This is a genomic window from uncultured Roseobacter sp. (assembly GCF_947491795.1).
Lineage (GTDB): Bacteria > Pseudomonadota > Alphaproteobacteria > Rhodobacterales > Rhodobacteraceae > Roseobacter.
In genome coordinates this window covers 1,251,331-1,263,717 of sequence record NZ_CANLKW010000001.1, presented here as the reverse complement: position 1 = coordinate 1,263,717, position 12,387 = coordinate 1,251,331, and the positions used below count along the sequence as shown (strand labels likewise).

The following is a 12,387-nucleotide window of genomic DNA, read 5'->3' as shown; positions in this document are numbered from 1 at the left end:
TTTACAGGCCGTGCGCGCTCTTAACCCCGCAAACCGGCCGGTTTCGGTGCGATGCACCGACGCAATACCGACAAAATACCGACGTTATACCGACGTTGGGTTTGCCATATTTTACTGGGGTTCGGGTAGATTTTGGGGTGATGTCCGTGTCCGGGGCACCGGGCGTTGCGTTTACCCGTTTCGCGCGGGCAGCACCTGTTGGGCGATCCCGGCAAAGGTCAGGTAAACGCTCGTGACAACCAGCCCCCAGTGCGCCCAGCTTTCGGGGTGGAAATCCACCCAGGCCGCCCAGCCCGCAAAGAAAGTCCAGGCAACAGCCATCGGCAGTGTTATCGCACGCCAGCGTTCGGTCCGCACCGGATGCACGAATTTCAGCGGCAGGAACATGGCCAGCGCCAGCGCGCTCACCAGCGCAAGGCTGACCCAGAAATTCGGCTCCAGCGCAAAGATGACCAGCACCAGCATATTCCAGCAGCCCGGAAAGCCGGAAAAGGAATTATCCTTGGTTTTCATGCGGGTATCGGCGAAATACATCGCACTGGCAAAGGTGATGACGATGATCGCGAACCAGCCCGTCCACCCGTCCATAAGCCCTGATTTAAAGAGCGCAAAGGCCGGGATAAAGACATAGGTCAGGTAGTCGATGATCAGGTCGAGCAGCACCCCGTCGAACTCGGGCGCATTGTGTTTGACGTGGTATTTGCGCGCCAGCGGGCCGTCGATCCCGTCCACGAAAAAGGCAACGACGAGCCACAGGAACATCAGGTCCCACTTCTCGTCGACGGCGGCCAGCATGGCCAGCATCGCAAAAACAGCGCCTGTCGCGGTCAGCAGATGTACGCACAGAGCGCGGAACCTTACAGTCATGGTGCGCTTGGTGCCGCAAGCGCAGGCCGGATGCAAACAAAAAAGGCCCGCAGCAGGGGACTGCGGGCCTCTGTCAGAGGGTCCGTTATCGGGGTCAGTTCCCGATGCGGACCTCCTCGACCGGATAGGCCAGATAGTCCTGATCTTCCCAGGCTGTGTGGCAGTCATGGCAGAAGGCCTGTTTGAATTTCATCGGCTTGCCGTTGGGCTGCAGGCCGCCGTACACCCAGTCGTTGGTTTCAGGGGCTTCGCCGGCGGCGACCTTGGTCATGATAAACAGCGGGCCCGGACGGGCGGTTTTCTTTTTCTTTGAAAAGGATACGCTTTCCTTGGCGAGCACGGATCCGACCGGCATCACCACGCCTTCTTCCTCGAACTTCAGGTATTGTTCAGCGGCGATGTCGTTGGCAAATGTCAGCAGTGCGCGCTTGCTGTGCGCACCCTGCACCGCGGCTGCAGTCGCCGTCACGGTCCAGGTGCGGTACTCTGATCCGACAGCATCACCCTGTTTTGCATAGCCTTCTGCCATGGCGTCTTTGACACAGTCATAAAGCGCTTCGACTTCGGACTGCTCCAGATCAAACGGGCTTTCGGCGTTATAGGCGCAGTCTTCGGCAAAGGCCGTGCCTGCAGCCATTGAGAGGCCGGCCGCGGCCAGCAGGAGTGTCAGTTTCTTCATGTAAGTGTCCCCGTCTGTGTTCATTGTATGCGACTGTATGCACATCGCAGACACTTGCACGGTTCGCGGTCAGAGCCGCATCACCTTTACACACAAACCTGTGAGGGTTTCACGCTTTGGGATGGGCGCGTTCGTAGACTTCCATCAGGCGCGCTGTATCCACTGCGGTATAGGCCTGGGTGGTGGACAGCGACGCATGGCCCAGAAGCTCCTGAATAGCCCTGAGATCACCGCCCGCGTTCAGCAGATGGGTCGCAAAACTGTGCCGCATTGCGTGTGGTGTGGCACTGGACGGCAGGCCAAGCTGCATCCGCGCACGTGCCATGACCTTCTGTATGGTGCCGGGCCCCAGCGCCCCACCGCGCACACCGCGAAAGAGCGCTTCGTTGGGTGTCTGTGTCCAGGGGCAGAGCCGCACATAGGTCTCAACGGCATTCTGTGCGGCGGGCAGAACCGGCACAACCCGCTCCTTGCCGCCCTTACCGGTGATGCGCAATGTGCCGGGCAGGGGGGTATCAGCACCGGTCAGGGACAGGGCCTCGGATATCCGCAGACCGCACCCCCACAGGAGCGTTACCACCGCAACATCCCGCGCGGCCACCCAGGGCGTCTGTGATTGCATCTCGATGGCATCAATCAGCCCGCGTGCTGCATCTTCTGCCAGCGGACGCGGCAGCTTCTTTTGGAATTTCGGTGCTCTGACGGACAAAACGGCGGTGGGCTCAAACCCCTCGCGTTCCGCCAGCCAGCGGTAAAAGGCTTTGACGGCAGACAGTTTGCGCGCCAGCGACCGCGCACCCACACCGCCGGATCTGGTGCGCGCCATCCAGGCCCGCATGTCCGTGACCGAAATCGCACTCAGCGCGCGCAGGCCCTGCGGCTCTGCTTTGTGTTCGGTGATAAAGGCGAGAAACTCGGCCACATCGCCGTTATAGGCCGTCAGCGTATTCTCGGCCGCGTCCTTCAGCGCCCGCTGGTGGGTCAGCCAGGTTTGCAGGGCATCCCGGGCGGCGGGGCTGATCAGGCTCATGACAACCAGCGGCGCATGATCCGTTCGAATACACCCGCAAAAAAGATAAGCAGATCAGAGCCCTGTTGCGGTCCGAACATATGCGGATCCTCGGCCGCCAGCACCAGCATGCCCGGCAGGCGACCGGGGCCGAAATCCAGCTTCAGACAGGCCTCGGAGCGGATCCAGTCGGCCTTGTCTCCGTAAATGCCGCCGGGATCGCCCTGGACCTGGCGCAGTGTGACCTGCCGCGTGCCGCCCCCGCGTCCCTGTGCAATATATCCGGCAATAAAACCGGGCTCTGCCAGCGACAGCACATCACCCAGACGTTCAAGCCCGGGAACGGTATCTGCCTGGTCTGTTTCCAGCACCAGACGCACCATATCGACACGCAGGATCTCGGCAACTTCGCCGCCCAGGTCCTGAACAAAGCTCTCAAATTCCACCGGGTCCAGCATCCGCAGAATGGCGCGGTGAACCTGGTTGGTGCCCGCCAGGTTTTCGTAGGCGGCGGCTATAACCGAACGGTGGGTGTCCTCAAGCCGGTCAAGGCGCGCTTCGAGCCGTTCCATCGCAATGCCGCGCATGTCGACGATATTCGCGCCCATCGCCTTTTCATTGGCGGCCACCAGGGCATTCATTACGTCCTTGTCGTCCAGGATCACATCCGGACGTGACAGGATCGCCTCGCGCAGGGCGTCCTCGATTTTCGGTTTTGTGGTCATCTGCTGCCCGCTCATTTTTTTCAGGTTGTGTATCACGCGGCACAAAAAAAATCTGCCATGAAATGGAAATTTCCCGTCATGGCAGATTTTATGTGGCCGATGCGCGCCACCCCGGGCGCATCATCGGATATTTGCGGTCAGCTCAGAGGATCTTCTGACCCGTCTTGGCCCAGTCGGCCATAAACTGCTCCAGACCCTTGTCTGTCAGCGGGTGTGTCGCCAGCTTGCGGATCACTTCCGGGGGGGCCGTCATCACGTCGGCGCCGATCAGGGCCGCGTCCTGGACGTGATTGACCGAACGGATCGAGGCCGCGAGAATCTGGGTTTCAAACCCGTAGTTGTCATAGACAGTGCGGATGTCCTGGATCAGGTCCATGCCGTCCAGGTTGATATCGTCCAGCCGCCCGATAAAGGGGCTGATAAACGTAGCACCGGCCTTGGCCGCCAGCAGCGCCTGGTTTGCCGAGAAGCAAAGCGTGACATTGACCATTTTACCCTCGCCCGACAGGACCTTACAGGCTTTGAGCCCGTCCCATGTCAGTGGCAGTTTCACGGTGATGTTTTCCGCGATTTCGGCCAGTTTGCGGCCTTCGGCGATCATTGCGTCGGCTTCAAGTGCGACAACTTCTGCACTGACCGGGCCTGTGACGATTCCGCAGATCTCTTTGGTCACCTCAAGAATATCGCGACCGGATTTCAGGATCAGGGACGGGTTCGTGGTGACGCCGTCAACCATTCCAAGGTCATTGAGTTCGCTGATGGCCTGTGTGTCGGCGGTGTCGACAAAGAATTTCATCGTTTGCTCCCTTTGGTATCAGATGTGAACGCTAACAGGTTTCCCTCTTGCGCTTGGCTTTACCGCATGATCTGCCATGCTTAAACCCAAAAGTTGCAACAGAGCCGGAGCCCGCACGGTGAGCCTGCCTGAATATTTTGAACAGGGCGCACTTGTCGGCGTCCTGACAACGCAGCCGCTGGGCCGTGCGCTGGATTACCGCGCTCCGGAGGGTGGATGCCGCCCTGGTGCCTTTGTTGAGGTGCCTTTGGGGCCGCGCAGGGTTCTGGGTGTGGTCTGGGGCCCGGGACAGGGCGACTATGATATCTCAAAAGTGCGCCAGGTTATCCGGGTGCTGGACACCGCACCCATGCGTGAAGAGATGCGCGCCTTTCTGGAACGCGCGGCGGAATACACGCTGACGCCGATGCCAGCGATGCTGCGGCTGGCGACGCGTGCGCCGGGTCTTGGCGATCCGCCCTCTATGCGCCGGGTGTACAGGCGTGGCGCTGCAGAGCCTGACAAAATGACAGCGGCCCGGCGCCGGGTGCTGGAGGCGCTGGCAGAATACGGTGATCTGTCCTTCACCCTGAAAGAACTGGCAGAGATGGCGGGCACCGGCACGTCGGCCGTCAAAGGGCTGGTGGCGCAGGGCGCCGTGCTGGAAGAGGACAGCCCCCGGGACCTGCCCTTTGCGCGGCTGAACCCGGATTTACCCGGAAAAGACCTGACCAAAGATCAGAAGGCCGGTGCGTCCCGTCTGGCCGAAGCTGTCCGGTGCGGTCGGTATGGCACGACGCTGCTGCGCGGTGTCACGGGCTCCGGCAAAACGGAAGTGTATCTCGAAGCGGTGGCGGCCGCTCTGCGGGCGGGCAGACAGGCGCTGGTGCTTTTGCCGGAAATCGCGCTGACAGCCGAGTTTCTGACACGGGTAGAGGCCCGCTTTGGCGCAAAACCCGCCGAATGGCATTCGGGCGCGACAATGACAGAGCGCCGCCGGATCTGGAGGATGGTTGCCTGCGGGGATGCACAGCTGGTGATCGGCGCGCGCTCGGCGCTGTTTCTGCCCTATCAGAACCTCGGCCTGGTGGTCGTGGACGAGGAGCATGACACCTCCTACAAGCAGGAGGAGGGCGTGCTCTACAATGCGCGCGATATGGCCGTTCTGCGGGCATCGATCTGCGGGGCGCATGTGGTGCTGGCCTCCGCGACGCCGTCGCTGGAAACCTGGGCAAATGCCCAGGCGGGAAAATACGACCGTCTTGATCTGCCTTCGCGTTTTGGTCCTTCTGTCATGCCCGATATGCGCGCGATTGATATGCGCGGCGAGAGCCTGCCGTCAGACCGCTGGGTTTCTGATACGCTGAAACAGGCTGTGGATCAGCGCCTCGACAAGGGCGAACAGGCGATGCTTTTTATCAACCGCCGGGGGTATGCGCCGATCACGCTCTGCCGGGCCTGCGGGCACCAGATCGGATGCGACGACTGCGATGCGCGCATGGTCGAGCACCGGTTTCTGAAGCGCCTGGTGTGCCATCAGTGCGGCGAGACAAAACCGATGCCGGAAAAATGCCCCGCCTGTGAGGTCGAGGGGCGACTGGCGCCTGTCGGACCTGGTGTGGAGCGTCTGGGGGAGGAGGCTGCCCTGCTTTTCCCGCAGGCCCGGATCGCAACGCTCAGCTCGGATATGTATGGCACCGCACGGGCGCTAAAGGAAGAGATCGTGCGCATTGCAGACGGAGGTGCGGATATCATCATCGGCACCCAGCTGGTGGCCAAGGGACACAACTTTCCCAAACTGACACTGGTCGGTGTGATTGACGCTGATCTCGGCTTGCAAGGCTCGGATCTGCGGGCAGCCGAGCGCACTTTTCAGCTGATGCGCCAGGTGTCGGGGCGTGCAGGCCGGGCCGAAGCGCCGGGGGCTGCGATGCTGCAGACCTTTCAGCCGGAGCATCCGGTGATACGCGCCATTCTGGCGGGCGAGGAGGAGCAGTTCTGGCAGGCCGAGGCGCGCGAACGGCAGGCCGCTGGTGTGCCGCCCTATGGCCGGATGGCGGGGATCATTCTGAGTGGAACGGACGTGGCGAAAGTTTTTGACGCGGGCAATCAGCTTGCACGCCAGGACCAGCCGCTGCGGTCCATAGGTGCGCAGGTCTTTGGCCCGGCCCCCGCACCCATCGCCCGTGTCCGGGGGCGGCACCGTGTCAGGCTCCTGGTCAAGGCGGAAAAGACCGCGCCATTGCAATCCGCGCTGAGCACCTGGGTGGCGCAGCTGCGCCTGCGCGGTGATCTGCGGGTTGCCGTCGATATTGATCCGCAGAGCTTTTACTGAAAGTTCCGGGCGCATTGAGGGGCAGGGTTTGCCTCCGGCGGGGATATTTACGGCCAGAAGAAACCGCCCGTTGGTCTGCGGCAGATCTGTGCATTATTGCGCCTCGTCAAAGCCGTGCAAAAGGCATATGGGTGGCACATGGCCCGTTACGTTCGTCTTGAGGATGCGCATGAGCTGCCGCGCTGGCGCCAGCCTGTGGCGCTGTTGTTTCTGATGGCGCTGGCGATGCCCATTGCCTTTAACACCTGGTCGGCGTTGCTCAATAACTTTGTGATTGAGGCGGCAGGTTTTGACGGTGGTGACATCGGATTATTGCATACGGTGCGGGAAATTCCGGGATTTTTTGCGGTCGGTGTGATTGCGATCATCATTTTTATGCGCGAACAGGTTCTGGGGCTTGTGTCGCTGGTGCTGCTGGGGGTTGCGACGGCTGTGACAGCCTGGTTTCCGTCGATGGGCGGTATTCTGACCATCACCATGCTGAGTTCTATCGGGTTTCATTACTATGAGACGGTGAACCAGTCGCTGCAGTTGCAGTGGCTGAGCAAAGAGGACGCGCCGCGCATTCTGGGCTGGCTGCTTTCCGCGGGATCTCTTGCAACGCTGGTTGCCTATCTGGCGATCATGTCGCTCTGGGAGACGCTGGGGCTGACCTATAATACTGTCTATCTGATCGGGGGCGGCATCACCGTGCTGATCGCGGCCTTTGCCATGCTGGCCTATCCGCAGTTCGAGGCACCGAACCCTCAGCTCAAGAAGATGATCCTGCGCAGGCGCTACTGGCTCTATTATGCGCTGCAATTCATGTCGGGCGCGCGACGGCAGATTTTCGTTGTTTTTGCCGGGTTCATGATGGTCGAGAAATTCGGCTATGAGGTGCATGAGATCACGACGCTCTATCTGATCAATCTGGTCGTCAACATTGCGGTTGCACCGCTGCTGGGGCGCGCTGTCGGATACTTTGGGGAACGACGCACGCTGGGGTTTGAATATATCGGACTGGTGATCGTCTTTCTGTGCTACGGCGGTGTTTATTACCTTGGTTGGGGGGTGATTGTGGCTGCGACCCTTTATGTAGTGGATCACATCTTTTTCGGGCTTGCTCTGGCCCTGAAAACCTATTTTCAGAAGATTGCGGATCCGGGCGATATCGCACCGACGGCAGCCGTGGCCTTTACGATCAACCATATTGCAGCTGTGTTTCTGCCGGTCTTGCTGGGTCTGCTCTGGCTCATTTCTCCGGCGGCTGTATTTTTTCTGGCGGCGGGCATGGCGGCGATCTCCTTTGTTCTGGCGATGATGATCCCCCGCCACCCTGAAAAGGGCAATGAGACGATTTTTGCCGGTGCACTGGCTGCACCTGCGGAATGAGCGAAGGCCGTTTTCTGAGCGGATCAACCATGGGCCATGTGGTGCGGATGACGGCCACGGGGGCTTTTGGCATTACGTTTGTGTTCCTTGTGGACGCAGCCAACCTTTTCTGGATTGCAAAGCTGGGGGACGCGACGCTGGTCGCCGCCATTGGTTTCGCCTTTGCCATTCAGTTTTTTTCGGTGTCGTCCGGGGTGGGGCTGATGATTGCGTCCACGGCGATGGTCTCGCGCAGCATCGGCGCAGGCCAGCGGGCTGAGGCACGCACACAGGCCGGGGCAGCCCTGGTGACGGCATTGCTGATCCAGGGGCTGGTTGCTGCGCTGATCGTTGTTTTCCGGCACGATCTGGTGGCCATGGCCGGTGCGACCGGCCAGACGGCTGATCTGGCGGCGCGCTATCTGGCGATCACGATCCCATCGCTAGTGCCGATGGCCGTCGGACTGATCTGCTCGGGTGTTCTGCGTGCTGAGGGTTTCGGCGCAAAGGCCATGTATATCACACTCATTTCCGGCGCGCTGCTGATGAGCACGGACCCGGTACTGATCTACTGGATGGGCTGGGGGCTGGATGGTGCGGCGATCGGACTGGTCGCTTTTCGTGCCGCGCTGATGATGCTGGGGCTTTGGTTTGCGGCCGTGCAAAAGGACCTGATTGCAAAACCGGATCTTGCAGCGATACGCAGGGTGCTGCCTGTGTATCTGGCGATTGCCCTGCCTGCTGTGGCCACGCAACTGGCGACGCCTGTCGGAAACTACCTGCTGACGATCGTCATCGCGCCCTTTGGCGATGATGCGGTTGCGGCATGGGCGGTGGTCGGGCGACTGACGGTTGTGGCATTCGGCGGCATTTTTGCGCTTGCAGGTGCGATTGGCGGCATATTCGGCCAGAACTATGGCGCGGGGCAGTATGACCGGTTGCGCAGCACATATCGCGACGCGCTGATTTTCTGCGTGGTGTATACCCTGTCTGCCTGGGCAGTGCTGGTTTTGGCAACCCCGCAGATTATCGGCTGGTTCGGGCTGAGCGGGCAGGCTGCGGAAGTCCTGCGTGCCTTCACATTCGTGGGTGTGGGTGCGTTCCTATTTCTGGGTGCGCTGTTTGTGTCCAATGCGGCCTTTAACGCATTGGGTCGCCCGTTGCGGTCCACGATGCTCAACTGGGTGAAGGATGGTGCTGTGAGCCTCCCCGCCGCGCTCTTTCTGGCGGGAATCTGGGGCGCGCCAGGGGTGATCTATGGTCAGGCACTGGCGGGTGCCGTGATTGGTGCCATTGCCGGTGTCTGGGGGTGGAAGTTTGTAGCAGGCCTGCAGGGAGCCCCCGGTCCGGTGCTTGACGCCGCGCCCTTACGGCCCTACGCGAACCCGGAAAGATACCGGAGAAGATAATGCCGACATTTACCGCGCTCACCACGCTGCCAGGCAAGGCCGCCGCCGAGAAACTGGGCGAAGCGATGGAAAACCTGATGCCCGAACCCACGGGTGTGGGCGTTTTCGAGATGGAGGACGGATCGGGTCTCTGGGAGGTGGGTGGTTATTTTACCGAAGCACCCGATGACACCGCGCTGACACTTCTGGCGACGGCTCTCGGGGCCAGCCCCTTTGTGGTATCTGAGCTGCCCGAGACAGATTGGGTTGCGCATGTGCGCCGCGAGCTTGCCCCTGTCGAGGCCGGCCGGTTTTTCGTCTATGGCAGCCATGACGCGGACAAGGTGCCCGACGGCGTGGAGCCGCTGCTGATTGAGGCGGCAATGGCTTTTGGTACCGGGCACCACGGCACGACGCTGGGCTGCTTGCGGGCGCTGGACCGCCTGAGCAGCGGCGGGTTCACCGGCCAGAAGGTCGCGGATATCGGCTGCGGCACTGCTGTGCTTGCTATGGCCGCGGCACGGATATGGCCCAACCCTGTGCTGGCCAGCGATATCGATGAGGTGGCCGTCGAGGTCGCCCGCAGCAATGCCCGGGCAAATGACCTCGCAGACCGCATCCGGTGTGTTGAGGCAGCAGGATTTGATCACCCGGAACTGAAAGCTGCAGCTCCGTTTGATCTTGTGTTTGCCAACATCCTCAAAGGGCCGCTGGTTGCGCTGGCGCCCGACATGGCGGCGCACCTGGCACCCGGCGGATTTGCGATTCTGTCGGGAATTCTGAACGAACAGGCAGATGAGGTGATCCGCGTTTATGCACAGGCCGGGATCAATCTGGTGCACCGCGAAGAGATTGTTGACTGGACAACGCTTACCTTGGGTAGAAACGCGCCATAATTGCCCGAATTTGGCCACATTTGGCTGTTTTGCCTTGAATGGAACACAATCTGTTAGCACTTTTTAACCATCAGGTGGGGGCCTGGTTGTCGGGAGAGTGCTGTGTCGGACTCATACGCTCAGTTTGAAAAACGGATCAGCCTTGTGGCTGAAAAGCACGCACGTCTGGCGGGGGGCTACACTGCCCGGGTCGGCGCTGATGGTCTGATTTCGCTCGTGCCACGGCCGCGTCGCAGCTACATGCGCCTGCGGGTGTTTGCGGCGCTGATCATCGGGTTTTTTCTGTTCAAGTCCCTGACAATCGTGCTGACCGGTCCGCTGGCTTATGCCGAACGTGTCGAGGTGATGGCCGCCGGAACTGCGTTTGAAAAGGTCGGAGCATGGGTAATGCAGATCGGCCCGGTTTCAGAATTTATCTCACTGATGATGATCCGCTTGTTTTCCTGAAACAGGCGGATGGCAGTTTTTGTACGGAAGCGGGTATGTCGCTTTCGGTTGTGTGCCCGGGCGCCAGTACCTGGCGTGCCAATTGTAAAAAAGCCGCTCCCTCCATCAGGAAGGGGCGGCTTTTGTTTTGTAGCGCGGCTGCTCTTTTCAGAGTGCCGGAACCGGTTCAGCGGATCAGGTTGTTTTCTGCCACTGCGTCGATGTCAGAGCGGCTCAGACCGATATCGTCCAGTTCACGGTCTGTCAGACCGGAGAGCGCGTTGCGTGTGACGCGGGCGTCATTCCAGGCAACGACCGACGCGACTGCGCCGCTGAGTGTATTGAGGATACGGCTTGCCAGTGCTGTGGAGCCATAGTGAGTGCGGGTTGTGTCAAAAGCAGCCATGTGAGCCGTCCTTTTATCTGGATGTGAACCGGTCATGCCGGTGTGTTGTGAGGGGCAGATAGGCCCTGCCTGTTTTTTCAGCAAGATGTGAAAACGCATGTTTGATATGCAATCTGTGCATAGGTCGAATTTTGGTTAACCGCACGTAAACAAAAGAAAAATACAGGTTGTGGAATTGGTCGCAAACAGACGCTTTGGCGGCGCATTCAGGCAGATAACGCGGTGCGGGAGGGGTCTTTTGGTGAATGCGGTCCCGATTGGGCACAGTTCAGTAACCACTTTGCGGATGTTCGCCTTTCGTGCTAATGCATAAAAAACGAATTAATCAGGCTGGGCAGCGAATATGACACGGGTGATCGGTATCGATCCCGGGCTCCGGAACCTCGGGTGGGGCGTAATTGACGTGTCAGGCAGCCGACTCACCCATGTGGCTAATGGCGTTTGTCAGTCTGCGGGCACTGAACTGGCAAAGAGACTGCTGTCTCTTCATATCCAGCTTACACAGGTGTTTGAATGCTGGTCGCCCGATGCCGCGGCGGTAGAGCAGACTTTCGTCAACAAAGACGGTGCTGGAACCCTGAAGCTGGGCCAGGCCCGTGGCATCGCCATGCTGGTGCCGGCGCAGGCCGGTCTGAGCGTTGGCGAATATGCCCCGAACCGTGTCAAAAAGACGGTTGTCGGGGTTGGGCATGCCGACAAGGCGCAGGTGCTGCATATGGTGCGCCTGCAACTGCCTGGCGCAGAGATCGCTGGACCGGACGCGGCCGATGCCCTGGCCATTGCCATCTGTCATGCCCATCACGCGCGCAGCCCGGCACTGGAAGCTGCTGTCCGGCAGGTGCGGGCATGATTGGCAGAATTGCAGGGCGCATTGAGTACCGGGCTGCGGATCATGTGCTGATCGACGTGCGCGGCGTGGGTTATCTTGTTTACTGCTCAGACAGAACGCTGTCTGCGCTGCCCGGCGCGGGAGAGCATACGGCTCTTTTCACAGACCTTCAGGTGCGAGAGGATCTTTTGCAGCTCTTTGGCTTTACGACCCTGGTTGAAAAAGAGTGGCACCGGCTGCTGACCTCGGTGCAGGGTGTCGGGGCCAGGGCATCGCTGGCTATTCTGGGGACACTGGGACCTGACGGCGTCAGCCGAGCCATTGCGCTGGGAGACTGGAATGCCGTGAAAGCAGCAAAAGGTGTCGGCCCCAAAATCGCACAGCGCGTGGTGCTTGATCTCAAGGACAAGGCCCCGGCGGTTATGGCCATGGGCGGGACGGCTGCGTCGGTCACCGCGGCCGATAGGTCTGAGGTTATTGAGGCGGCAACACCGGCATCGGTGTCGCCTGCACCGGCGCAGAACCCATCTGCCCAGGCCGAAGCGCTGTCTGCTCTGGGCAATCTCGGGTATGCGCCAGGCGATGCCGCCGGAGCGGTGGCAGAGGCGGCGGGGGCCGAGCCGGGCGTTGAAACCCCTGATCTGATCCGTGCGGCGTTGAAACTGCTGGCACCCAAAGGGTAGGGTTTCGTGACACACCCCA

At 60.5% G+C, this 12,387-nt stretch carries 13 protein-coding genes; 7 read left to right on the top strand and 6 right to left on the bottom strand.

Going from position 1 to position 12,387, the window contains the following annotated elements:
• Positions 1 to 171: 171 nt before the first annotated feature.
• From Q1A34_RS06110 to fsa, 5 genes are all read right to left on the bottom strand, one after another.
• Positions 172 to 867 (bottom strand): CDP-alcohol phosphatidyltransferase family protein, encoded by a 696-nt coding sequence (locus Q1A34_RS06110; protein WP_300032043.1) that lies wholly within the window; start codon positions 865 to 867, stop codon positions 172 to 174.
• 94 nt (positions 868 to 961) lie between these two features.
• On the bottom strand, positions 962 to 1,546 hold the full coding sequence (locus Q1A34_RS06105) for a cytochrome P460 family protein (RefSeq protein WP_300032041.1): 585 nt from the start codon (positions 1,544 to 1,546) through the stop codon (positions 962 to 964).
• A 109-nt stretch (positions 1,547 to 1,655) separates the two neighbouring features.
• The gene (locus Q1A34_RS06100; RefSeq protein ID WP_300032039.1) at positions 1,656 to 2,576 is read right to left on the bottom strand and encodes a tyrosine recombinase XerC; all 921 of its coding nucleotides are present in this window, start codon (positions 2,574 to 2,576) and stop codon (positions 1,656 to 1,658) included.
• Positions 2,573 to 3,280 carry a DUF484 family protein gene (locus Q1A34_RS06095; RefSeq protein WP_300032037.1) on the bottom strand — a complete coding sequence of 236 codons (708 nt, stop codon included), beginning with the start codon at positions 3,278 to 3,280 and terminating at the stop codon, positions 2,573 to 2,575. Before Q1A34_RS06095 ends, Q1A34_RS06100 begins: the two co-directional genes overlap by 4 nt.
• A gap of 142 nt (positions 3,281 to 3,422) precedes the next feature.
• Positions 3,423 to 4,076: a fructose-6-phosphate aldolase gene (fsa, locus tag Q1A34_RS06090; protein WP_300032035.1), complete on the bottom strand. Its 654-nt coding sequence runs from the start codon at positions 4,074 to 4,076 to the stop codon at positions 3,423 to 3,425.
• A gap of 76 nt (positions 4,077 to 4,152) precedes the next feature.
• Here fsa and Q1A34_RS06085 point away from each other — a divergent pair, with 76 nt between their 5' ends.
• From Q1A34_RS06085 to Q1A34_RS06065, 5 genes are all read left to right on the top strand, one after another.
• Complete coding sequence (locus tag Q1A34_RS06085) at positions 4,153 to 6,390, top strand: primosomal protein N' (RefSeq protein ID WP_300032033.1); 2,238 nt, start codon at positions 4,153 to 4,155, stop codon at positions 6,388 to 6,390.
• Between the two features lie 138 nt (positions 6,391 to 6,528).
• Positions 6,529 to 7,761, top strand: coding sequence for an MFS transporter (locus Q1A34_RS06080; protein WP_300032031.1), 1,233 nt, complete (start codon positions 6,529 to 6,531; stop codon positions 7,759 to 7,761).
• Positions 7,758 to 9,149 (top strand): MATE family efflux transporter, encoded by a 1,392-nt coding sequence (locus Q1A34_RS06075; RefSeq protein WP_300032029.1) that lies wholly within the window; start codon positions 7,758 to 7,760, stop codon positions 9,147 to 9,149. Before Q1A34_RS06080 ends, Q1A34_RS06075 begins: the two co-directional genes overlap by 4 nt.
• Positions 9,149 to 10,024, top strand: coding sequence for a 50S ribosomal protein L11 methyltransferase (locus tag Q1A34_RS06070; protein WP_300032027.1), 876 nt, complete (start codon positions 9,149 to 9,151; stop codon positions 10,022 to 10,024). The genes Q1A34_RS06075 and Q1A34_RS06070 overlap by 1 nt, the downstream gene beginning before the upstream one ends.
• A 102-nt stretch (positions 10,025 to 10,126) precedes the next feature.
• On the top strand, positions 10,127 to 10,471 hold the full coding sequence (locus Q1A34_RS06065) for a hypothetical protein (protein WP_300032025.1): 345 nt from the start codon (positions 10,127 to 10,129) through the stop codon (positions 10,469 to 10,471).
• Positions 10,472 to 10,637: 166 nt separating this feature from the next.
• Here Q1A34_RS06065 and Q1A34_RS06060 read toward each other — a convergent pair whose 3' ends face one another.
• Positions 10,638 to 10,856: a DUF1127 domain-containing protein gene (locus tag Q1A34_RS06060; protein WP_300032023.1), complete on the bottom strand. Its 219-nt coding sequence runs from the start codon at positions 10,854 to 10,856 to the stop codon at positions 10,638 to 10,640.
• A gap of 343 nt (positions 10,857 to 11,199) precedes the next feature.
• On the opposite strand from Q1A34_RS06060, the gene ruvC reads away from it, so the two are divergent.
• On the top strand, positions 11,200 to 11,706 hold the full coding sequence (gene ruvC / locus Q1A34_RS06055) for a crossover junction endodeoxyribonuclease RuvC (protein WP_300032021.1): 507 nt from the start codon (positions 11,200 to 11,202) through the stop codon (positions 11,704 to 11,706).
• Positions 11,703 to 12,368 carry a Holliday junction branch migration protein RuvA gene (gene ruvA, locus Q1A34_RS06050; RefSeq protein ID WP_300032019.1) on the top strand — a complete coding sequence of 222 codons (666 nt, stop codon included), beginning with the start codon at positions 11,703 to 11,705 and terminating at the stop codon, positions 12,366 to 12,368. Before ruvC ends, ruvA begins: the two co-directional genes overlap by 4 nt.
• Positions 12,369 to 12,387: the final 19 nt, after the last annotated feature.

Bases quoted from the DNA above. Each gene is read 5' to 3' on its own strand.
- Q1A34_RS06075 (WP_300032029.1), top strand. From the start codon at position 7,758: ATGAGCGAAGGCCGTTTTCTGAGCGGATCAACCATGGGCCATGTGGTG.
- Q1A34_RS06060 (WP_300032023.1), bottom strand. From the start codon at position 10,856: ATGGCTGCTTTTGACACAACCCGCACTCACTATGGCTCCACAGCACTG.
- Q1A34_RS06110 (WP_300032043.1), bottom strand. From the start codon at position 867: ATGACTGTAAGGTTCCGCGCTCTGTGCGTACATCTGCTGACCGCGACA.
- Q1A34_RS06105 (WP_300032041.1), bottom strand. From the start codon at position 1,546: ATGAAGAAACTGACACTCCTGCTGGCCGCGGCCGGCCTCTCAATGGCT.
- Q1A34_RS06095 (WP_300032037.1), bottom strand. From the start codon at position 3,280: ATGACCACAAAACCGAAAATCGAGGACGCCCTGCGCGAGGCGATCCTG.
- Q1A34_RS06085 (WP_300032033.1), top strand. From the start codon at position 4,153: ATGCTTAAACCCAAAAGTTGCAACAGAGCCGGAGCCCGCACGGTGAGC.
- fsa (WP_300032035.1), bottom strand. From the start codon at position 4,076: ATGAAATTCTTTGTCGACACCGCCGACACACAGGCCATCAGCGAACTC.
- Q1A34_RS06070 (WP_300032027.1), top strand. From the start codon at position 9,149: ATGCCGACATTTACCGCGCTCACCACGCTGCCAGGCAAGGCCGCCGCC.
- Q1A34_RS06100 (WP_300032039.1), bottom strand. From the start codon at position 2,576: ATGAGCCTGATCAGCCCCGCCGCCCGGGATGCCCTGCAAACCTGGCTG.
- ruvA (WP_300032019.1), top strand. From the start codon at position 11,703: ATGATTGGCAGAATTGCAGGGCGCATTGAGTACCGGGCTGCGGATCAT.
- ruvC (WP_300032021.1), top strand. From the start codon at position 11,200: ATGACACGGGTGATCGGTATCGATCCCGGGCTCCGGAACCTCGGGTGG.
- Q1A34_RS06080 (WP_300032031.1), top strand. From the start codon at position 6,529: ATGGCCCGTTACGTTCGTCTTGAGGATGCGCATGAGCTGCCGCGCTGG.